Genomic DNA, 20,708 nt, shown 5'->3' on the forward strand with positions numbered 1-20,708 from the left:
TTCACGATGCGGTGAAACCCCGTTGACCCATCCGTCCGCTCTGCTTATAGCGCCGCCTCACCGCAGGGCACTGCCCGGCGGATGCCCATGGGGCGGAGTAGCTCAGCTGGTTAGAGCAGCGGAATCATAATCCGCGTGTCGGGGGTTCAAGTCCCTCCTCCGCTACCACTTCAACAGTCCTCTTTATAGGCGGTCTGCGGATTTTCCGCTTGCATTCGTTCGTCCCTATTGCACTAATGTTGCAATGCACAATTAGCCATTCTGGCTGAGGGAGGATCGACGCTTTGCCCTTCCATGAAATGTTTGAGCCGGATGGTTCGATACGCCCCTGCTACGCGGAAGTGCAGAATTGGGTGGAGCGGACGGGCATTGCCGGGCTCAATCGTCGAATGGATGAGGCGGAGGCGATTTTCCGGCGGATCGGCATCACTTTCGCGGTCTATGGCGAAGGGGGCGATCCGGAACGGCTGATCCCGTTCGACCTGCTGCCCCGCATCTTCACCGGCCAGGAATGGCGGGTGCTGGATAGGGGTATCCGCCAGCGGGCGCGGGCCCTGAACGCCTTCCTCCACGACGTCTATCATCGGGGCGAGATCGTGAAGGCGGGGATCATGCCCGCCGACATCATCTACCGGAACAGCGCCTATCTGGCGGAAATGGCCGACTTCACCCCGCCCGGGAAGGTGTACAGCCATATTGTCGGCATCGACATCGTGCGCACCGGCCCGACCCGGTTCGAGGTGCTGGAGGATAATTGCCGCACGCCGTCGGGCGTCTCCTACATGCTCGAAAACCGTGAGATCATGACGCGCATGTTCCCCGAACTGTTCGCGCAGGGGATAGTGGCGCCGGTCGACGATTATCCGGCGGAACTGCTCAAGAGCCTGAAGGAAGTCGCGCCCCCGGCGTGCAAGGGCGATCCGGTGGTGGTGGTGCTGACGCCGGGCTCGCTCAACAGCGCTTATTATGAACACAGCTTCCTCGCCGACCTGATGGGCGTGGAACTGGTCGAACCGGCGGACCTGTTCGTGGACAATGACCGGGTGTGGATGAAGACCACGCTGGGGCCCAAGGCGGTCGACGTCATCTATCGCCGCATCGACGACGAATATATCGATCCGCTGGTGTTCCGGCCCGACAGCCTGCTGGGTGTGCCGGGCATCTTCAACGTCTATCGCAACGGCGGCGTGACGTTGGCCTCCGCGCCGGGATCGGGGATCGCGGACGACAAGGCCGTGTATATCTATGTGCCGGAAATGATCCGCTTCTATCTGGGCGAGCAGCCGATCCTGGACAATATCCAGACCTGGCAGTGCGGCAAGCCGGACGAATGCGCCTATGTGCTGGAGAATCTGCACGATCTGGTGGCCAAGGAAGTCCATGGATCGGGCGGCTACGGCATGCTGATCGGGCCGAAGTCGACCAAGGACGAGGTCGCTGCCTATGCCGATCGGATCAGAGCCAATCCGGGCGAGTTCATCGCCCAGCCGACACTGGACCTGTCGACCGTGCCGACACTCGGCCCGGCGGCGGTGGTCGGGCGGCATGCGGATTTCCGCCCCTATTGCCTGGTGGGCAAGCAGATCAGGCTGGTGCCGGGCGGGCTGACGCGGGTGGCGCTGACCGAAGGATCGCTGGTGGTGAACTCCAGCCAGGGGGGCGGGGTGAAGGATACGTGGGTGTTGCAGGATTGATGATGGTGGACCTGTCCCTTTTCTTTCTCCGTCATCCCAGCGAAAGCTGGGATCTCGTGCGGCTATGCTGTGCCTTCTCGCCTGAGATCCCAGCTTTCGCTGGGATGACGGAGGTGCCTTCATGCTGAGCCGGACCGCCGAAAATCTCTTCTGGATGGCCCGCTACATGGAGCGGGCCGAGGCCACCGCCCGCCTGCTGACCATGGGCCAGCGCATGGCGATCCTGCCCGGCGCACATCATCGCGACGAGTGGCGCTCCGTGGTGCGGGCCACGGGCGCGCTCAACCATTTCCCCGAAGGCGCGCAGGTGACGGAGAGCGACGCCATCGCCTTCCTGATGCTGGATCTGGACAATCCCTCCTCCATCCGCTCCTGCCTGCTGAAAGCCCGCGCCAACGCCAAGTCCGCGCGCACCATGCTGACGCAGGACATGTGGGAAGCGCTGAACGAAGGCTGGCGCAAGCTCGACAGCTATGATGTGGCGGAGGCGCGGCAGCAGCTTCCCGCCCTGATCGACTGGGTGAAGACGCGGGTGATGACCTTTCGCGGCGCGGCCCATTCGGGACAGCTCCGCAATGAGGGGCATGATTTCCTGCGCACCGGGTCGGCGCTGGAGCGGGCGCAGATGACGCTGCGCCTGCTGGACGTCAAATATTATGTGCTGTTGCCGGAGACCGAGGTGGTGGGCGGCAATCGCGACCATTATCAGTGGACGTCGGTGCTCTATGCGCTGTCGGGCGCGCGCGCCTTCCACCATATCTATGGCGGCACCTACACGCCCTGGCAGATCACCGACTTTCTCGTGCTGAACCGGTTGTTTCCGCGCAGCATCGCCTATTGCTACGACCAGCTTGCCTATCGGCTGAACCGGCTGGCGGGATGGCACAATGCGCGCGCCGACTGCCATGAAACGGTGCGGGAGATGGTGGCGGATCTGGAGAAGCTGGACAGCGGCGAGATTTTCCGGGCCGGCCTGCACGAGACGGTGCAGAACGGCCTGACGCGCACCAACCGGCTGGGCGTGGAGATCGCCCAGGCCTATCATTTCGGCTGAGCGGGGAAGGGGGCTTCCATGAAACTGCTCGTCCGCCATCAGACGGTCTACCGATATGAGGCCGCGGCCGGACGCGTGGCGATGCGGCTGAAGCTGATGCCCGTCGACACGCCGGCCCAGAAGGTGCTGGACTGGCAGGTCAGCGTGAATGATGAGCCGCTGACCGGCTTCCGTCCCAACAGCTATGGCGAGATGGAGGCGATCTGGGTTCGCCATGACCGGACGGACAATGCCGTGATCGTCGCCGAAGGGCTGGTCGAGACGCGGGAAAGCCACGGCGTTCTGGGCTGGCTGGGTAGCCGGGTCGATCCGCGCTATTTCCTGCGGGATACGCGGCTGACGAGTGCGTCCGAAGGGATCAGGGCGATGGCGCTCGACTTGCCCGATGAGGATGGCCCGCTGGCGCGGCTCCACGCCCTGTCGGCGGCGGTGAGCGATGCGGTCGCCTATCGCAGCGGCGTCACGACAGCGAACACCACGGCGGCGGAGGCTTTCGCGCTGGGGGCGGGGGTCTGTCAGGACCATGCGCAGGTCTTCATCGCCGGCGCGCGGGCCATGGGAATTCCGGCCCGCTATGTGTCGGGCTATCTGCTGGCCGACGAGGGCGACGTGCTGCACGAAACCCATGGCTGGGCGGAGGCGTTCGTACCCGAACTGGGCTGGGTCGGGTTCGATCCGTCCAACCGGGTCTGCGTGACGGAGCGCTATCTGCGGATCGCCTGCGGGCTGGACGCGGATGAGGCTGCGCCGATTCGGGGTTCGGTGACGGTCGCGGGCGATATCTGGATTGACGCGGACGTCCGGATCGCGCAGGCGGAGGATGGGGTGGAGGAGCGGCAGCTGCAACGGCAGCAACAACAAAGCACGCAGGCCACCGCGCAGGGTTGAACGACGATAGGAGCCCTTGGGCCCATGACTTATTGTGTGGCGGTGCGCGTCGACCAGGGACTGGTCATGCTGTCCGACACCCGCACCAATGCGGGAATGGACAATATTGCGCGCTTCCGGAAAAGCTTCACCTACAGCGTGCCGGGCGAACGCGCGATCACCATGATGTGTTCGGGCAATCTGTCGATCACCCAGGGGGTGAAGGCGATGCTGGGCCGCGCGATCAAGGACGCGGCACTTGATCCTGAGATCGAAACCATTCTCAATTGCCCGACCATGCACCGCGTCGCGCAGATTGTGGGCGAGGCGATGTGCACCATGCAGGGGCGCTATCGCAGCACGATCGAGATGCAGGGATCGGGGGCGGATGCCTCGATCCTGATCGCCGGCCAGCGCAAGGGGGGTAAGCCGCGGCTCTACCTCATCTATTCGGCTGGCAATTTCATCGAGGCGACGGAGGACACGCCCTTCTTCCAGATCGGCGAGCATAAATATGGCAAGCCCATCCTGGACCGCATCATCAAGCGCGGAACCAGCCTGGAGGATGCGACGAAGGCGGTGCTGGTATCGATGGATTCGACGCTGCGGTCCAACCTGTCGGTGGGCATGCCGCTCGACCTGACGGTGATCGAGCGCGACGCGTTCGACTTTCGCGTCCGCACGCGGATCGAGGCGGACAATGAGGAATTCCAGCTTCTCTCGCATAGCTGGTCGGCGGCGTTGCGGAAGGGGTTCGAAGACCTGCCCAACGTGATCGATTAAGTTCCTCCCTCACCTGCCTACCCAACACTAATCGTCATCCCAGCGTAGGCTGGGATGACGACAGCGGGGGGAAGGGGAGACAAAGAGGCTCAGCTTCTCCCCCTTCAAGCAAATCCATCGCTTGCGCGTCCGCTGGCTTGGCCTATCTCATCCCGACACACGAATCGCAGCCGGAAAGACGTTCATGACCGCAACCCATTCGACCCGCATGCTGATCCTCGGTTCCGGCCCGGCCGGCCTGTCCGCCGCCATTTACGGCGCGCGTGCGGGCCTGGCGCCGATCGTGGTGCAGGGCATGCAGCCGGGCGGGCAGCTCACCATCACCACCGATGTCGAAAATTATCCCGGTTTCCGCGACGTCATCCAGGGCCCCTGGCTGATGGAGCAGATGCAGGCGCAGGCCGAGCATGTCGGCGCGCAGATGATGTACGACCAGATCGTTGATGTCGACCTCAGCGAACGCCCCTTCCGCCTGAAGGGCGACAGCGGCACGCTCTATTATGCCGACAGCCTGGTGATCGCGACCGGCGCGCAGGCCAAGTGGCTGGGCGCGGAGGGCGAGCAGCTTTTGCAGGGCAAGGGCGTCTCGGCCTGCGCGACCTGCGACGGCTTCTTCTATCGCGGCAAGAAGGTGGTGGTGATCGGCGGTGGCAACACCGCGGTCGAGGAAGCGCTCTACCTCACCAATCACAGTCATGATGTCACGCTGATCCACCGCCGCGATTCGCTGCGGGCGGAGAAGATTCTCCAGCAGCGCCTGTTCGCGCATCCCAACATCAAAGTGCTGTGGAACCAGGCGGTCGAGCGCTTCGTCGGCGGCGGCAGTCCGGAAGGGTTGGTGGGCGTCGACCTGATCGACACGGTGACGGGCCATAAGTCGCATATCGAAACGGACGGCGCTTTCGTCGCCATCGGGCATCAGCCCGCGACCGAGCTGTTCGTCGACAAGCTGCCGATGGACGAGGGCTATCTGCTGGTCGAGAAGGGCACGACGAAGACCGCCGTGCCGGGCGTGTTCGCGGCGGGTGACGTCAGCGACAAGGTCTATCGTCAGGCGGTGACGGCGGCCGGCATGGGCTGCATGGCGGCGCTGGATGTCGAGAAATTCCTGGCCGAAGCGGACTTCGAGGCGGTCGCGGCGGGATGAAGCGGCTCGGCGGGTGGCTATGAATGGCCACTTCCCGCCATCAAGCACCCCGTGCTCCTGCGAAGGCAGGAGCCCAGTCCTGCCCATCTTGGGTCATCGCACCGCCTGAACTGGACTCCTGCCTTCGCAGGAGCACGCTGTATTTCAAGGAAAGCAGAAGGTTAGCGAACCAACCATCAGAAAGTCATCAACGCGCAAAAACACGCTCTTCGGCACCGCAAATCCGCAAGTTTAGCCCTCGGTCTTGGCCTCCGCGAAGGCGACCAGCGATCCGAACGTCTCGAACGTGTCGCCGTCGATATCCTCATCCTCGATCAGGATGCCGAAGCGGTCTTCCATTTCGGTGAGCAGGCCGGCGACGGCCATGGAATCGAGCTCGGGCAAGGCGCCGAAGAGCGGCGTATCCGCATCGAAGGCGTCGACCCGATCCTGGGACAAGGCCAGCACATCGCGCAGCAAGGCGCGCATCATCGTTTCGATATCCATTGCCCGGTCGACCGGTTGACTATTGTCCGCCCGCATGATGGGCGCCTACCTAGTCGTTCCCGCGCTAACCTACAAGCGCGGAAATGGCCGCGCGGGCGGCGGGGAGCCAGATGGAGGCCCGCCGGGGATTGAAGAAGTCGAGCTGGTGGAGCGTTTCGCGCTGCTCCATCCAATCGGTCTTATAATTATTGTCGCCCGTACCATAGTCGATCGTCGCGACATGGTCGTTCCGGATCACATCGGCGAACATCGCATGGCTGAGCAGGCTGCCGGGCGATGCGCCGTCCAACGCCTGGTCATGGACCAGCTTGTGGATCAGCGCAGTGCCGTTTTCCACGGTCCAGAGCTGGGTGGCGATGGGCTGCTCCTCCAGCCGGGCGAAGCCCAGGCGAAGGGTTCCCGCGGCGCTTTCCCTGGCGGCGAGCGCGTGGAGGAAGGGAAGGTTCGCCTCGGGCTGTTTCCAGCTTCGGTCATGGACGGCGACATAGTCGCGCCACAGCGCATCGGTCAGCCTGTCGGTGATGCTGAGGGTGAAGCGGCTGGCGCGGCTTTTGCGCGTGATGAGCGTGCGCAGGCGACCGGGCCTTTGCGCCCAATACTCCTCGAATGTGCGGCCATTGAGGTGCAATATGTGCCGGCCGCCCATCGGCCGCCGGACGCCGAACCAGCCCGCGCGGCGGAACGCGTCGAGCAGCAGACCGGATGCCTCCGTCACCGGATAGAGATTGATCTGGGCGCTGTCCTTCAGCAGATTCTGCGCGACGGCTTCGATCAGGCGACGTCGGACGGTCAGGTCGGACGGGCCCAGGAAGATCGGCGTCCAGTCGAAGCTGTACCAGTTGGCAAGGGCGCTCAGCCGGCCGGCTTTGGGGGAGACGAGGAAAAGCCATGCCTGATGCTCGCCCTCCAGCGCCTGGATGATGCGGGCATCGGTTTCGGCGAAGCAATGTTCGTGGAGCGATTCGAACCAGTCGATGCGGTCGAACAGCGAGGGCGTGGAGGTCCGGTCGAGCGCGGTGCCGAGCGCCTGACGCGCCTCCATGACACTGCGATATTCCCTTGCGACCAGCAAACCATTATCTCCCCGGCAACATCATGGCGTTTAGGAAAAAAGTCTGGAGATGGAGTTAAGCGATTCCCCTGCGGCGATGACTGGCCCGATGATGGTCGATGGTGCCCGAATATCGCCCATCGATCACATCCTGCTGCGCGGCGATCCCGCCCGGCCCGCGCTGGATGGGCGGTCCGGCACCCAGAGTTACGCCGAGCTGGAAAGAACCCTGGGACGGCTGGCGGCCTGGCTGGCGGGATTCGGACTGGAGAAGGGCGCGCGAGTCGCAAGCTGGATCGCCAAGGGGCCTGTGGCGGCGCTGATGCCGCTCGCGGCGCCGCGCGCCGGGCTGGTGCATGTGCCGGTCAATCCGCTGCTCAAACATGCCCAGGTCGCGCATATATTGGCCGATAGCGGGGCGGCGCTGCTGATCGGAACGGCGAGTCGCCTGGCGACCCTGGAACCAACCGACGTGCCCGAAGCATGCCACCTCCATCGGGAGGACGATGCGGCTTGCGCGATGAGCGGCGGAGACGCGCTGGACCCATCCGACGCCGCGCCGGACGATCTGGCGGCGATCCTCTACACCAGCGGCTCTACCGGCAGGCCCAAGGGCGTGATGCTGAGCCACGCCAATCTCTGGCTGGGGGCGGTGTCGGTAGCCGATTATCTCAGGCTCACGGCGCAGGACCGGACGCTTTGCGTGCTGCCCTTCAGCTTCGATTATGGGCAAAATCAGTTGCTTTCGACCTGGTTTGCCGGGGGTTGCGTCTATCCGCTCGACTATCTGACGCCGCGCGACGTGGTGAAGTCGGTGGACCGGCGGGACATCACGACGCTCGCCGGGGTGCCGCCGCTCTGGGTGCAACTCACGGAACTGGATTGGCCGGAGGAGGTTGCGGCGAAGCTCAGGCGCCTCACCAACAGCGGCGGAGCGCTGACCCGGCCCCTCGTGGCGAAATTGCGGGCGCTTTTCCCGAAGGCGGACCTCTATCCCATGTACGGGCTGACCGAAGCCTTCCGCTCGACCTATTTGCCGCCCGCCTTGGTGGACAGCCATCCCGACAGCATGGGATCGGCCATCCCCCATGCCGAGATATTGGTGGTGCGCCCCGACGGCAGCGTGACCGACGATGATGAACCAGGCGAACTGGTGCATTGCGGTCCGCTGGTGGCGCAGGGCTATTGGCGGGACGCAGCGCGGACGGCGGAGCGGTTCAAGCCTGCCCCGAAAGCCTCCCGCTATGGCGGCATGGCGGTGTGGTCGGGCGATACGGTGCGCCGGGATGCCCAAGGCCTGCTCACTTTCGTGGGACGCGACGATGCGATGATCAAGTCGGCGGGCAACCGCATCAGCCCGACCGAGATCGAGGAAGCCGCCGTCGCCGTCGATGGCGTGGCCGAGGCGGTGGCGCTGGGCGTCAAGGACGAGCGATTGGGTCAGGCGGTGCTCTTGCTGTTGCGCGGCGCTTCGCTTGAATTAAACGGGCTCGAACTAAAGGGGCTCGAACTGAAGGGCCCCGAACTGAAGGACGAAGTCGAGGCGCGGCTGAAGGCCGAGCTTCCCAATTTCATGCAACCCCGCGAGATCGTCATGCTGTCTGAATTTCCCCGCAATCCCAACGGCAAGATCGACCGGGTGGCGCTTGCCAGGGAATATGCCGCATGAAACCGATGGGACCCATCCCGCCCTTTTTTACGGGCGAAGAGGGCATGCTGCTGATCGGCGGCAGCGGCGCGGCGAGTCTGGTCGACGAAGCCGGCGACACGCCGCTGTTCGTCTATGACATGGGGATCGTGAAGGAACAGGTGCGCGCCTTCCGTGACGCCATGCCGTCCATGCTGTCGCTTCATTATGCGGTGAAGGCCAACCCCTATGCGCCCTTGCTGGAGCGGATGGCGAAGCTGGTCGACGGCTTCGACGTGGCCTCCGGGGGCGAACTGACGCGGGCGCTGGAAGCGGGGATGGACGCGGCGCATATCAGCTTTGCCGGGCCGGGGAAGCGGGACGATGAACTGATCGTCGCGATCGACAGCGGCGCGACGATCAATCTGGAATCGGAAGGCGAGGCGCGACGGGCCATCGCGCTCGGCGAGCAGCGAGGCAGGACGCCGAAACTGGCGGTGCGGGTGAACCCGGATTTCGACCTCAAGGGCTCCGGCATGCGCATGGGCGGCGGGGCCAAGCCCTTCGGCGTGGATGCCGAACGGGCCGCCGATCTGGCGCGCTGGGTGATCGATGCGGGCGCGGACTGGCGCGGATGGCACATCTTCGCCGGAAGCCAGGCCTTGGGCGCGGAGGCGCTGATCGATACGCAGGCGGCGACCATCGGCCTGGCGACGCGGCTTTCCGAAGCGGTCGGGGCGACGCCGTCTCTGGTCAATCTGGGCGGCGGCTTCGGCATTCCCTATTTCCCTGGCGACGAGCGGCTCGACATCCGGCCGATCGGGGATGCGCTGGGCAGGCTGCTGGAGACGCGGGCCGATATTCTCAAGGGCAGCGCATTCGCCATGGAGCTTGGCCGCTGGCTGGTCGGGGAGGCAGGCGTCTACCTGACCCGCATAATAGACGTGAAGAAAAGCCAGGGCGAAACTTTTGTCGTGGTCGACGGGGGGCTGCACCATCAATTGGCGGCCAGCGGCAATTTCGGCACGGTGGTCCGGCGCAATTATCCCATCGCCGTCGCCAACCGCTTCGGGGAGGGGCCGGCGCAGGAGGCCGTAACGGTCGTGGGGTGTCTCTGCACCCCGATCGACAGGCTTGGCGACAAGGTGGCGCTGCCGCCGGTGGAGGAAGGCGACCTGATCGCGATCTTCCTTGCGGGGGCCTATGGAGCCTCCGCCAGCCCCGCGGCTTTTCTTGGCCACCCAAGTCCTCAACAGCTATTACTTGACTGATTTGCCAACAACTTAACTCCTAACGCTATTTTTACCCTTTGCGGGCATGAAGGCGGTCAAAGCCCCGTGCCCGACGGTCCGCCTTGTCCCTTGGCGGCCCTGTGCGCGCGGCAAGCAAGCAAGAGGGTGAAGACCATGCGTTTCCAGTCGGTTTCCCGGGCTCTGATCGGCGTGTCGCTGCCTGCGGTCGCCCTTTCTGGCTGCGCCTCCGGTGGGGGAAGCGCGCCGAATCTGCCGCCGGCCGCCTTCGTCTCGACGCAGGAGGGGCCGGGCGAGGAATATATCATCGGTCCGCTCGACGACCTCACCATCTTCGTGTGGCGCAATCCCGATCTGGGCGCGAAGGTCCAGGTGCGGCCCGACGGGCGCATCACCACGCCGCTGATTTCGGATATGCCTGCCGTGGGCAAGACGCCCAAGCAACTGGCCGACGACCTCAAGGTCGCGCTCGGCAAATATATCGAAAATCCGCTGGTGTCGGTGATCGTCAACAATTTCTCCGGCACCTTCAGTCAGCAGGTGCGGATCGTCGGCGCGAGGGAAAAGCCCGCCTCCATCCCGTTCCGCGCGAACATGACGCTGCTCGATGCGATGATTTCCGTCGGCGGGCTCAGCGAATATGCGGCGGGCAACAAGGCGCGGCTGGTGCGGTTCAACCGCGAAACCGCCAAGCAGGACGAATATCAGCTCCGCATCGGCGATCTGCTGAAGCGCGGCGACAGCAAGGCCAATGTCATGCTGGCGCCCGGCGACGTCATCATCATTCCCGAAAGCATGTTCTGACCATGGCGGCGCTGGTCGACGAACTGCTCGTCATCCTGCATGGCCTATGGACCCGTCGCTGGCTGGCGCTGGGCGTTGCCTGGGGCGTGTGCCTGGCCGGCTGGCTGGGCGTGGCGCTCATTCCCAATAGTTATGAGTCCAAGGCACGGGTCTATGTGAACACCCAGTCGCTGCTGGAGGACAAGGTGGGTATCACCCAGCTCCAGTCGCAGCAGGACCTGGACCGGGTGCGCCAGACGCTGGCCAGCACCGCCAATCTGGAACGGGTGGTCAAGGAAACCGACCTCAGCCGGACGGTCGACGGTCCCCGCGATCTGGCGGCGAAGATCACCAAGCTGCGCGAAGGCATCATGGTCGTCGCGCAACTGGACCCCAGCATGATCGACATCAGCGCCACCTGGGCCGATTCCGGCCTGTCGGACGGCGCCAATGCACGCATTTCGCAGCAGATCGTGCAGAAGCTTGTCGACATCTTCCAGGAAACCAACCTGTCGTCCGACAAGGTCGAGACGAAACAGAGCCTGAGCTTCCTCGACCAGCAACTGGAAGGGCGCGGCAAGCAGCTTGCCGCCGCCGAACAGCGCCGGGTCGAATTCGAGCAGCGCTATGCCGGGATGCTGCCGGGCGCGGGGTCGATCGGCCAGCGCATGGATGCCGCCCGGTCGGAGATCAATTCGATCGATTCGCAGCTTGTGCAGGCGCAAAGTGCCCTGGCGGCCATGAACGGCCAGTTGGCGGGCACGCCGCAGACCTTGCCGGGCGTGGGCGCGTCGGGTGGACCTTCGGCGCTGTCCCAGGCGCAGGCCGACCTTGCCTCCATGCGGGCGCGCGGCTTCACCAGCAGCCATCCCGATATGATCTCGGCGCAGCGGCAGGTCGACCTGCTGCGCGGGCAGGGCGGCGGCGGCGCGGGCAGCACGCCCAACCCCGCCTATCTCTCGATCCGGTCGATGCAGGCGGAGCGTGCCGCGACGGTGCAGGGGCTTTCGGCCCGCAAGGCGCAGTTGCAGGCGGACCTCAACGCCATGGCCTCTCGCCAGACCGACGAACCGGGTCTCGCCGCCGAGCAGGAACGGCTCGACCGCGACTATCAGGTGCTCAAGACCCAATATGACAAGATGCTCGCCGACCGGGAGGAAATCCGCCTGCGCGGCGACGTGAAGTCGGAAACCGGATCGATCCAGTTCCGCGTCATCAATCCGCCCAATCTGCCGACCGTGCCCGACGCGCCCAACCGGCCGCTGCTGCTCCTGGGCGTGTTGGTCCTGGGGATCGGCGCCGGCGTCGGCACGGCTTTTGCCATGGCGCAGTTGAAGGGCGGCTTCCCCAATGCGGCGCGGCTGGAAAAGGCGCTGGGCGTGCCCGTGATCGGATCGATCAGCCAGACCGTCAGCGCCGCGCAGGTCGCGGTGGAGAAGCAGCGGCTGAAATGGTTTGCCGGCGCGAGCGGGGGGCTGGCGGCGCTGTGCCTGCTGCTCGTCGTCATCGAATTTGTCCAGCGTGGAATGGCCTGAAGGGGACGGACGATGAACAAGATGAAGTCCCTTTCCGGCGGATCGCTGATCGAGCGGGCGACCGAAATCTACGATTTCAACGCGGCCCTGCGTGGCCGGACGGCGCCTCCGGTCGAGGTGCCGGACGACGAGCCCGTCATTGCGGTCGCCCAGTCCGCACCGGTCGCTGTGGAGCAGCCGGACACGCGTTATCGCGCATCGGACTGGACGGGACCGGTGCAGCCCGTCGACCGGATCGCGCTGGTCGAGGCGGGCTATCTGCTCCCCGACGGTCCCGTCACCGCGATGAGCGAGGAATTTCGCCTGCTCAAGCGCGACCTGCTGGCTGAACTGGCGGGCAATGTCCGGGGCAATCGCGTGCTCGTCTGCTCGGCGCACAGTGGGGAGGGCAAGAGCTTCTGCGCGATCAATCTGGCGCTCAGTTTGGCGGCGGAGAAGGACCGGGAAATCCTGCTGGTCGACGCCGATTTCGGCAAGCCGGGGATTCCCGAGGCGTTGGGGCTGGAGGCGGGGCCGGGCCTGATGGACGCGCTGGCCGATCCGGCGATCGCCATAGAGAATATCGTGGTGCGGACGGACATCCCCTCCCTCTCCATCCTTCCCGCCGGACGGCGGAGCAACAACGACACCGAATATCTGGCCTCCGCACGCACGGAAATGCTTCTCAATAGCCTGACCGAAGGCCGCCCCGACCGCATCATCCTGTTCGATTCGCCACCCTTGCTGGCCGCGTCTCCGGCGGCGGTTCTGGTGGGCCATGCCGCTATCGCGCTGCTGGTGGTGCGGGCGGACCGGACCACGGAAAGCGCGCTGCGCGATGCCGCCAGCCTGCTCAAGGGCGCGTCAAAGGTGAAGCTGCTCCTGAACGGTGTGAACTTCGCCAATAACGGGCGCCGTTTCGGCAGCTATTATGGCCAGGGGAATGCGGGATAATGATGTCTCGCATCGCCCTTCTTCTCGCGGGGATCGCCTTGACCTCGCCCGCCCTTGCGCGCGACGAGCAGTACAAGGTCGACGTCACGCCCTATCTCGGCATCGATCAGGTCGTGGTCGCGCCGATCAAGGGCGGCGGCGATGTGCTGACCTATACCAACGTCACCGCGGGCGTGACGGCCGGCATCCAGACGCGGCGCATGGAGGCGTCGGCGGACCTGCAATATGCCCACAGCTTCGGCTGGGGCGGCGACCTTGGCGATCAGGATATCATCAGCGGCATCGTCAGCGGGCGATATAGTGTTGCGCGGGGGCTGACGCTGAACGCGGGTGGTCTGGCGACCCGGGTGCGGACCGATGGGCTGTCCGGCGCTTCGGTGCGCAATGACGGTTACAGCAGCCAGGTCTATGCCGGCTATGTCGGGCCGTCCTATACGACGCGGCTCGGCGATCTGGACCTCGGCGCTTCCTATCGGCTGGGCTATGCGCGGGTCGAGGATGACGTGAATGTCGACTTCCCCGGCGCGCCGCGAGGAAGTTCGTTCGCGGATTCGACGACGCATGATCTGATGGGATCGGTGGGCGTGGGCCCGGGCGTGTGGATGCCGCTGGGCCTGGTCGCCAGCGCGGGATACAGCCGGGAGGATGCGAGCCAGCTCGACCAGCGGTTCGAGGACAAATGGGCGCGATTGGACGCCACGCTGCCGGTATCGCCTACGGTCGCCCTGATCGGCGGCGTCGGTTATGAAAAGATCGGGATCAGCCAGAGGTCGCCGTTATTGGACTCCAACGGTGTGCCGGTGATCTCCTCCAGCGGACGCTATGTCACCGACGAAAATTCGCCGCGCCAGCTCCTCTACGATTTCGACGATATCATCTGGGACGTCGGCGTGCTCTGGCGGCCGAGCCACCGCACCTCGCTGACCGCGCGGGTGGGCGAGCGCTATGGCGGCATGACCTATTCGGGCAGCTTCGTCTGGCAGGGGCGGAACAAGAGCTTCGCGCTGGTGGTGTTCGATGGCATCGACAGTTTCGGACGGGTCATCACATCCGATGTGGCGGCGCTGTCCGGCAGCGACCTCAATATCGTGCGCAATCCCTTCACCGGCGATTTCACCGGCTGCGCCTTCTCCACCACCGGTGGCGGACAATGCTTCAACGATGCGCTGGCGGGCGTGACGGGCGCCAATTTCCGCTATCGCGGCGTTGCCGCGCAATTCGCGGCGGAGCGTGGTCCCTGGGGCATGGGCATTGGCCTTGGCTATTCGCAGCGCAAGTTCGTGACGCCCTCGGGCGAGACGCTGTTCGCCCGGGGCACGCGCGACCAGAACTGGTACGGCAACGCCTCGCTCACCTATCGCGTGGACAGCCAGTCGAGCATCGATACGGCGGTCTACGCCAATTATTTCGACGCCAGCGGCAATCGCCTGGACGTGCTGAACCTGGGCGCCTTCACCAGCTATTACCGGCTCGTCACCCGCAATTTGCAGGCGTCGGCCTCGGTCGGCATCGACAGCGCCAAGGCGGACAAGCTGGACGCCGTCATCAACGCCATGGGCCAGCTTGGCCTTCGCTACACATTTTAAGCCAATGCCCGACAGGGTGGAGAGATAGACATGTACGATCAGTTCTACGGATTGCAGGGACGGCCGTTCCAGCTCACGCCGGACCCGCATTTCTATTTCGAGAGCGCGACCCATCGCAAGGCACTATCCTATCTCGGTTATGGCCTGGCGCAGGGGGAGGGCTTCATCGTCATCACCGGCGACATCGGCGCCGGCAAGACCACGCTGGTCGGGCACCTCATGAACACCATCGATCCTTCGCGGCTGACGGCGGTGAAGATCGTCTCGACCCAGGTCGAGGGCGACGACATGCTGCGCCTCGCCGCGCAGAGCTTCGGCCTGGCGGTCGACGGCATGCCCAAGGCACAGATTTTGAAGCAGATAGAAGGCTGGCTGCATGCACAGGCGCGGGCGGGCAAGCGGTCGCTGCTGATCGTGGACGAGGCGCAGAACCTGCCCATCTCGGCCATCGAGGAATTGCGGATGCTCTCCAACTTCCAGTTGGGCGGGCAATCGCTGTTGCAGATCTTCCTGCTGGGCCAGCCGGAATTCCGCGACCTGCTGAAATCGCCGGAACTGGAACAGCTTCGCCAGCGCGTGATCGCCACCCATCATCTCGACCCGATGATGCGACGGGAGGTCGAGCCCTATATCCTGCATCGCCTGTCGCTGGTCGGCTGGCAGGGCGATCCGCAATTCACGCCGGAAGCCTTCGCCGCCATCTACGCCGCGACGGGCGGCGTGCCGCGCCGGATCAATGTGCTGGTGAGCCGCGTGCTGCTGCTGGGCGCGTTGGACCAGTTGTCGGTGATCGATGCCGAGGTGGTCTATGCGGTCGTGGCCGATATGGGTGCCGACGCCGATGTGACGCCCGAACCGATGGCGCATAGCGTGCTGGACGAGGCGGAAGAGCTGGCCGAGCCAGCGCGGATCGTGCCGGTCGCCGTCGATCCGGCGGTGTCGGACGAGGTCGTGGCGTTGCGCGCGGCGCGGAGCGAGCCCGCGGCGCATCTGCTGGACGAGATCGCGTCCCTGCGGGCGGAGATCGATATGTTGCGGGCGGAGCATGACTTTGCCCGCAATGTGCCGACCGTCGATCCCGAAGCGCTCAAGGATTGCTTCACCCTGATCGAGGAGCGGCTCTCCACGCTGGAATTCCGCGTGACGGAGCAGGACACGGCATTGCGCCGGGTGCTGACGCTGCTGGTCGAATGGGTCGAGCGCGAGGAGCGGATGGGCGACACGCAGCACAGTGCCGCTGCCTGACATCGCCATGCTGAACGCCCTGTCCGTTGACGTCGAGGACTGGTTCCAGGTCGGCGCGTTCGAGCGTACGATCCGGCGCGAGGATTGGCCGGGCCTGAGCCACCGCGTAGAACAGAATACCGATGCGGTGCTGGCGCTGTTCGACGAGGCGGGGGTCAAGGCCACTTTCTTCACGCTTGGCTGGGTGGCGGAGCGCTACCCGGCGTTGATGCGGCGCATCGTCGCGGGTGGCCATGAAGTGGCGAGCCATGGTTATGACCATGCGCGGGTCTTCACTTTCGACGGCGCGCAATTTCGCGCCGATCTGCGCCGCTCGCGGGCGATATTGGAGGATGCGAGCGGGCAGGCGGTGACCGGCTATCGCGCGCCGAGCTTCTCCATCGACCGGCGCGTGCCCTGGGCGCATGAGGTGCTGGCGGAGGAGGGCTATGCCTATTCCAGCAGCGTCGCGCCGATCCGGCACGATCATTATGGCTGGCCGGAAAGCCCGCGCTTCGCCTGGAAGCCGGTGGCGGGATCGCCGCTGGTCGAATTGCCGGTGACGACGGCAAGGCTCGCCGGGCGCACGCTGGCCGCGGGGGGAGGCGGCTTTTTCCGCCTGCTGCCCTACGGCTTTTCGCGCTGGGCGATCCGGCAGGTCAACCGGCGCGACCGACGGCCCGCGATCATCTATTTCCACCCGTGGGAGATCGACCCCGATCAGCCGCGCGTCGATGGCGCGCCCTTCCGGTCGCGGTTTCGCCACTACGCCAATCTCTCGGTCATGGCCGCCAAGTTGCGACGCCTGACGCGGGATTTTTCCTGGGGCCGGGTAGATGCACTGGCAAGGCAGGAAGCGGAGCGGGCGGCATGAAAGCGGGGGAGATGCTCGTCACCGCGCTCGACCTCGCCGATCCGGCGCAGCGGACGGCGGCGGATGCCTTCGTGCTGGGGCATCGGCAAGGCACGCCCTTTCATCGCCCCGCCTGGTTGACGGGCGTCGAGCGCGGAACGGGCAATCGGGCGCATATGCTGGCCGCCATTGCGCCTTCGGGGCAGATCGTTGGTCTGCTGCCGCTGCATCATGTGAAAAGCGCCTTGTTCGGACAGGCGCTGGTGTCGTCGGGCTTCGCCGTCGACGGCGGGCTTCTCGCAAACGATCCGGCGGCGGTGTCGGCTCTGACCGCCGCCTGCCTGGGGCTGGCGCGCGATCGCGGCATCGTATCGGTGGAACTGCGCGGCGGTCCGGCCCCGGGCGAGGGCTGGGCATTGCATGAGGGCAGCCATCTGGGCTTCGCGCGGCCGATCGCGGCGGATGACGAGGCGGAATTGCTCGCCGTGCCACGCAAGCATCGGGCGGAATTGCGCAAGGCTTTGGCGAATGACGCGCTCCGTATCGAGATCGGGCGAGAGGTGCGCCACCTGAAGGCACATTATCGCGTCTATTCGGAAAGCGTGCGCAATCTGGGCACGCCCGTCTTTCCGGCGCGGCTGTTCCGCGAAGTGCTGGCGGCCTTTGGCGAGGATGCCGATATATTGCTCGTGCTGGAGGGCGAGAGGCCGGTCTCGGCGGTGCTGACGCTCTATCACCAGGGGCGGATCATGCCCTTCTGGGGTGGTGGGATCGCGGACGCGCGGCGGCTACGGACCAACGAACTCATGTATTACCGGCTGATGGGCCATGGCCGGGCGCGGGGCATGCGCGTCTTCGATTTCGGACGCTCCAAGACGGGCAGCGGCCAGGCGGCGTGGAAAAAGAGCTTCGGTTTCGACCCTGTGCCGCTTTCCTATCATGGCTGGTCAGCGACCGGAGAGCGGCGCGACATCAACCCCAACAGCCCGCAATATCAGCGACGGATCGAGCTGTGGAAGAAGCTGCCCTTGCCGGTCGCGAACTGGGTCGGGCCGTTCATCGCGCGGGGGTTGGGGTGACGGGCGAGATACTCTTCCTCTGCCACCGCATTCCCTTTCCGCCGGACCGGGGGGACAAGATCCGCTCCTATCATCTGCTGGAACGGATGGCGCAGATCGCGCCGGTCCATGTCGGCTGCTTCGCGGACGATGCGCGGGACATGGGCTTTGCGCCCGACATGGCGAAGCTGACCGCCAGCCATTGCGTGCTGATGCGGGACCGGCCGCGTGTCATCGCCGGGCTGAAAGGGCTGGCCACCGGGCAGCCGCTGCTGGTGTCGCTGTTCGATCATCCGGACCTGCATCGCTGGGTCGCGCAAACCCTGGCGGAGCGGCCCATCGCGGCGGTCGTCACTTATTCCGCGCAAATGGCGCATTTCGTGCCGGTCCTGCCAGAGGGTGTCCGCTTCGTCATGGATTTCGTGGATTTCGATTCCGCCAAATATGCCGCTTACGGCGCGCAGGGTTCCGGACCCATGGCCTGGATCAACCGGCGCGAAGGGCGGGTGCTGCTCGATTTCGAGCGGAAGGTGGCGCAGCGTGCGAATCTCTGCGCCTTTGTGAGCGAGGCGGAGGCAACCCTGTTCCGTCAGGCGAGCGGCCTCGGGCCGGATCGGATCGTCGGCATCGATAATGGCGTGGCGCTGGATTATTTCGATCCTGCGGCCGATTTCCCCCCAGTGGAGCATCCGGACGGACCGTTGCTCGTTTTCACCGGGCAGATGGATTACCGCCCCAATGTCGAGGCGGTGGAGAGTTTCGCCCGCGAGACGCTGCCCGTCATCCGGACCCGACGTCCCGATGCGGTCTTCGCCATTGTGGGCCGTCATCCCGTGAAACCGGTCCGGGCGCTGGCGGAACTGCCCGGTGTGATCGTGACCGGCGCCGTGCCCGACGTGCGCGGCTGGCTGGCGGCGGCGGATGTGGTGGTGGCGCCGCTGAGGATCGCGCGGGGCATCCAGAACAAGGTGCTGGAGGCGATGGCCATGGCGCGGCCCGTGGTCGCCTCTCCACAGGCCGCCGAAGGGATCGATGCGCGCGACGGGGACCATCTGCTGATCGCCGCCGATCCAGCGCAGGAGGCGGAGGCGGTCGTCGCCTTGCTCGATGACCGGGATCGCGCCGGGCGCTTGGGCCAAGCCGCGCGAGCGAGGATGGAAGAACGCTATCGCTGGTCTGCGACGCTGGCCGGCTTGCCTGCCATGCTGTTCGGATCGCCGTCCGGCGCCGAAGTGAGGGCCGCATGATCGGGCGCGTCCTCTCGATCAAGCGGGAGGTCGAGCTTGCGGGCTGGCACGGCCATCTGACCGCGCTCGGCATCATCGCCTTCACCATCCTCGCCTTGTTCCATCGTGATGTGCTGGGCATGATGGCGATCTGGTGGAACGCATCCACATACGGCCATTGCCTGTTCATCCCGATCCTGGTCGCATGGCTGGTGCAGCAGCGTTTGCCGGGCCTTCGCCAGATGACGCCCGCCGCCTGGGCGCCGGGGCTGCTCTGGCTGGGGTTGGGCGCCTTTGCCTGGATGCTGGGCGCGGCGGCGGGGGTGGCGGTGTTCCGGCACGGCGCGCTGATCCTGATGTTGCAGGGATCGGCGATCGCCCTGCTCGGTCCGGCCGTGGCGCGGGCTTTGCTCTTCCCGCTTTTCTACGCCTTTTTCATGGTACCTTTCGGGGAAGAGATCGTCGCGCCGCTGCAACTGGTGACGGCGCATATCAGCATGATCCTGCTCCACCTGACGGGCATCCCCGCGCAGATGCAGGGCATCTTCATCACCACGCCCAACGGCTATTTCGAGGTGGCGGAGGCCTGCTCCGGCGCCAAGTTCGTGATCGCCATGACCGCCTATGGCCTGCTGGTCTGCAACGTCTGCTTCACCCGTTGGACACGGCGGGTCGCCTTCATGGCGGGGGCGCTTTGCCTGTCCATATTGGCCAACGGTGTCCGGGCCTTCGCCACCATCTTCGTGGCGGAAGTGACGACCATCGACGCGGCGGCGGGCTTCGATCATGTCGTCTATGGCTGGGTCTTCTTCGCCATCATCATGACGCTGGTGATGGCCACGGCCTGGCCGTTTTTCGACCGCAAGCCGGGCGATCCCTGGTTCGACCCGGAACGGTTGAGGCAGAGGGGCGGCTCCGCCACGGCGCATGTGGCTGGCGCCGCATTGGCGATCATCGTGGCCGCCCCGCTGTGGCTGGCGGCAAGCGCGGCGGCAGGGCAGCCTTTGCCCCGCGCTCCTGTCATGCCTGATGTGAAGGGCTGGATGCGCAGCGATGACGCGCCGCTCCATCCATGGCGGCCGCGTTTCGACGGGGCCGACTATCTGGGCATGGCCCGCTACCGCAACGCAACGGGTGAGGTCGTCGACCTCGCCATCGCGACCTTCGACCGGCAGGATGAGGGCCGCGAACTCGTCGGCTTCGCCCAGGGGGCGGCCGATCCCGACGGCGATTGGACCTGGTCGCAGCCCGCGCCGGCCCCCGCCGATGCGCGGGGCGAGCAGATCACCGGCCCCGGCCCCGTGATTCGCCATGTGGTGAGCTTCTATGTCGTTGGAACGGCGCATCCGACCGGCAGCGGACATCTGGTCAAGCTGGAGACGATGAGGGCGCGGTTATTGGGTGGCGATCAGCGTGCCGCCGCCATATTGGTATCGGTGGAGGAGCGGGACGGGCGTTCTTCGGATGCCACGATCAGCGCCTTTCTCCACGATCTGGGCGATGTGAAGGATTTGGCTGACCGCAGCCTTAGAAGCCGCTAAGACCCTTCGC

The 20,708-nt window shown here is 65.4% G+C and carries 18 protein-coding genes and 1 tRNA gene; 17 read left to right on the forward strand and 2 right to left on the reverse strand.

Annotated features, from left to right (window positions below; all coding sequences use genetic code 11):
- The first annotated feature begins 91 nt into the window (after positions 1-91).
- The 6 genes from CAF53_RS13800 (at position 92) to trxB (ending at position 5,545) form a co-directional block, all read left to right on the forward strand.
- Positions 92-168 (forward strand) — tRNA-Met (locus CAF53_RS13800).
- Between the two features lie 116 nt (positions 169-284).
- Entirely contained in the window at positions 285-1,694 is a 1,410-nt protein-coding gene (locus CAF53_RS13805) for a circularly permuted type 2 ATP-grasp protein (RefSeq protein WP_100238350.1), read from the forward strand.
- A 121-nt stretch (positions 1,695-1,815) separates the two neighbouring features.
- On the forward strand, positions 1,816-2,748 hold the full coding sequence (locus tag CAF53_RS13810; protein ID WP_100238351.1) for an alpha-E domain-containing protein: 933 nt from the start codon (positions 1,816-1,818) through the stop codon (positions 2,746-2,748).
- Positions 2,749-2,766: 18 nt separating this feature from the next.
- Positions 2,767-3,636 (forward strand): transglutaminase family protein, encoded by an 870-nt coding sequence (locus tag CAF53_RS13815; RefSeq protein WP_100238352.1) that lies wholly within the window; start codon positions 2,767-2,769, stop codon positions 3,634-3,636.
- A gap of 24 nt (positions 3,637-3,660) precedes the next feature.
- On the forward strand, positions 3,661-4,398 hold the full coding sequence (locus tag CAF53_RS13820) for a peptidase (protein WP_046766041.1): 738 nt from the start codon (positions 3,661-3,663) through the stop codon (positions 4,396-4,398).
- 184 nt (positions 4,399-4,582) lie between these two features.
- Positions 4,583-5,545, forward strand: a complete 963-nt coding sequence (trxB, locus tag CAF53_RS13825; protein WP_100238353.1) for a thioredoxin-disulfide reductase — start codon at positions 4,583-4,585, stop codon at positions 5,543-5,545.
- A 231-nt stretch (positions 5,546-5,776) separates the two neighbouring features.
- Here trxB and CAF53_RS13830 read toward each other — a convergent pair whose 3' ends face one another.
- A complete protein-coding gene (locus CAF53_RS13830) occupies positions 5,777-6,067 on the reverse strand; it encodes an acyl carrier protein (protein ID WP_046766039.1) in 291 nt (96 codons plus the stop codon).
- 28 nt (positions 6,068-6,095) lie between these two features.
- Entirely contained in the window at positions 6,096-7,103 is a 1,008-nt protein-coding gene (locus CAF53_RS13835; protein WP_100238354.1) for a GNAT family N-acetyltransferase, read from the reverse strand.
- A 49-nt stretch (positions 7,104-7,152) separates the two neighbouring features.
- On the opposite strand from CAF53_RS13835, the gene CAF53_RS13840 reads away from it, so the two are divergent.
- The 11 genes from CAF53_RS13840 to xrtA all read left to right on the forward strand — a co-directional run bounded on the left by CAF53_RS13840 (position 7,153) and on the right by xrtA (position 20,698).
- Positions 7,153-8,751, forward strand: a complete 1,599-nt coding sequence (locus CAF53_RS13840) for an acyl-CoA ligase (AMP-forming), exosortase A system-associated (protein ID WP_242443445.1) — start codon at positions 7,153-7,155, stop codon at positions 8,749-8,751.
- Positions 8,748-9,980, forward strand: coding sequence for a pyridoxal-dependent decarboxylase, exosortase A system-associated (locus CAF53_RS13845; protein ID WP_100238355.1), 1,233 nt, complete (start codon positions 8,748-8,750; stop codon positions 9,978-9,980). The genes CAF53_RS13840 and CAF53_RS13845 overlap by 4 nt, the downstream gene beginning before the upstream one ends.
- Before the next feature lie 135 nt (positions 9,981-10,115).
- On the forward strand, positions 10,116-10,763 hold the full coding sequence (locus tag CAF53_RS13850; protein WP_100238356.1) for an XrtA/PEP-CTERM system exopolysaccharide export protein: 648 nt from the start codon (positions 10,116-10,118) through the stop codon (positions 10,761-10,763).
- Between the two features lie 2 nt (positions 10,764-10,765).
- On the forward strand, positions 10,766-12,277 hold the full coding sequence (locus CAF53_RS13855) for an XrtA system polysaccharide chain length determinant (protein ID WP_100238357.1): 1,512 nt from the start codon (positions 10,766-10,768) through the stop codon (positions 12,275-12,277).
- A 12-nt stretch (positions 12,278-12,289) separates the two neighbouring features.
- A complete protein-coding gene (locus CAF53_RS13860; protein ID WP_100238358.1) occupies positions 12,290-13,210 on the forward strand; it encodes a P-loop NTPase in 921 nt (306 codons plus the stop codon).
- Positions 13,210-14,796 (forward strand): hypothetical protein, encoded by a 1,587-nt coding sequence (locus CAF53_RS13865; protein WP_100238359.1) that lies wholly within the window; start codon positions 13,210-13,212, stop codon positions 14,794-14,796. The genes CAF53_RS13860 and CAF53_RS13865 overlap by 1 nt, the downstream gene beginning before the upstream one ends.
- A 30-nt stretch (positions 14,797-14,826) precedes the next feature.
- A complete protein-coding gene (locus tag CAF53_RS13870; RefSeq protein ID WP_100238360.1) occupies positions 14,827-16,041 on the forward strand; it encodes an XrtA/PEP-CTERM system-associated ATPase in 1,215 nt (404 codons plus the stop codon).
- Between the two features lie 7 nt (positions 16,042-16,048).
- Positions 16,049-16,894: an XrtA system polysaccharide deacetylase gene (locus CAF53_RS13875; protein ID WP_100238821.1), complete on the forward strand. Its 846-nt coding sequence runs from the start codon at positions 16,049-16,051 to the stop codon at positions 16,892-16,894.
- Complete coding sequence (locus CAF53_RS13880; RefSeq protein WP_100238361.1) at positions 16,891-17,952, forward strand: FemAB family XrtA/PEP-CTERM system-associated protein; 1,062 nt, start codon at positions 16,891-16,893, stop codon at positions 17,950-17,952. Before CAF53_RS13875 ends, CAF53_RS13880 begins: the two co-directional genes overlap by 4 nt.
- Positions 17,949-19,178 carry a TIGR03087 family PEP-CTERM/XrtA system glycosyltransferase gene (locus tag CAF53_RS13885; RefSeq protein ID WP_100238362.1) on the forward strand — a complete coding sequence of 410 codons (1,230 nt, stop codon included), beginning with the start codon at positions 17,949-17,951 and terminating at the stop codon, positions 19,176-19,178. Before CAF53_RS13880 ends, CAF53_RS13885 begins: the two co-directional genes overlap by 4 nt.
- Positions 19,175-20,698, forward strand: a complete 1,524-nt coding sequence (gene xrtA / locus CAF53_RS13890) for an exosortase A (RefSeq protein ID WP_100238363.1) — start codon at positions 19,175-19,177, stop codon at positions 20,696-20,698. The genes CAF53_RS13885 and xrtA overlap by 4 nt, the downstream gene beginning before the upstream one ends.
- Positions 20,699-20,708: the final 10 nt, after the last annotated feature.

Source organism: Sphingobium sp. LB126, from assembly GCF_002795205.1.
In the GTDB taxonomy this organism is placed as follows: domain Bacteria; phylum Pseudomonadota; class Alphaproteobacteria; order Sphingomonadales; family Sphingomonadaceae; genus Sphingobium; species Sphingobium chungbukense.

Excerpts from the sequence above, each read along its gene's own strand:
- CAF53_RS13810 (WP_100238351.1), top strand. The coding sequence starts at position 1,816 with ATGCTGAGCCGGACCGCCGAAAATCTCTTCTGGATGGCCCGCTACATG.
- CAF53_RS13815 (WP_100238352.1), top strand. The coding sequence starts at position 2,767 with ATGAAACTGCTCGTCCGCCATCAGACGGTCTACCGATATGAGGCCGCG.
- CAF53_RS13820 (WP_046766041.1), top strand. The coding sequence starts at position 3,661 with ATGACTTATTGTGTGGCGGTGCGCGTCGACCAGGGACTGGTCATGCTG.
- trxB (WP_100238353.1), top strand. The coding sequence starts at position 4,583 with ATGACCGCAACCCATTCGACCCGCATGCTGATCCTCGGTTCCGGCCCG.
- CAF53_RS13830 (WP_046766039.1), bottom strand. The coding sequence starts at position 6,067 with ATGCGGGCGGACAATAGTCAACCGGTCGACCGGGCAATGGATATCGAA.
- CAF53_RS13840 (WP_242443445.1), top strand. The coding sequence starts at position 7,153 with ATGGAGTTAAGCGATTCCCCTGCGGCGATGACTGGCCCGATGATGGTC.
- CAF53_RS13845 (WP_100238355.1), top strand. The coding sequence starts at position 8,748 with ATGAAACCGATGGGACCCATCCCGCCCTTTTTTACGGGCGAAGAGGGC.
- CAF53_RS13850 (WP_100238356.1), top strand. The coding sequence starts at position 10,116 with ATGCGTTTCCAGTCGGTTTCCCGGGCTCTGATCGGCGTGTCGCTGCCT.
- CAF53_RS13855 (WP_100238357.1), top strand. The coding sequence starts at position 10,766 with ATGGCGGCGCTGGTCGACGAACTGCTCGTCATCCTGCATGGCCTATGG.
- CAF53_RS13860 (WP_100238358.1), top strand. The coding sequence starts at position 12,290 with ATGAACAAGATGAAGTCCCTTTCCGGCGGATCGCTGATCGAGCGGGCG.
- CAF53_RS13865 (WP_100238359.1), top strand. The coding sequence starts at position 13,210 with ATGATGTCTCGCATCGCCCTTCTTCTCGCGGGGATCGCCTTGACCTCG.
- CAF53_RS13870 (WP_100238360.1), top strand. The coding sequence starts at position 14,827 with ATGTACGATCAGTTCTACGGATTGCAGGGACGGCCGTTCCAGCTCACG.
- CAF53_RS13875 (WP_100238821.1), top strand. The coding sequence starts at position 16,049 with ATGCTGAACGCCCTGTCCGTTGACGTCGAGGACTGGTTCCAGGTCGGC.
- CAF53_RS13880 (WP_100238361.1), top strand. The coding sequence starts at position 16,891 with ATGAAAGCGGGGGAGATGCTCGTCACCGCGCTCGACCTCGCCGATCCG.
- xrtA (WP_100238363.1), top strand. The coding sequence starts at position 19,175 with ATGATCGGGCGCGTCCTCTCGATCAAGCGGGAGGTCGAGCTTGCGGGC.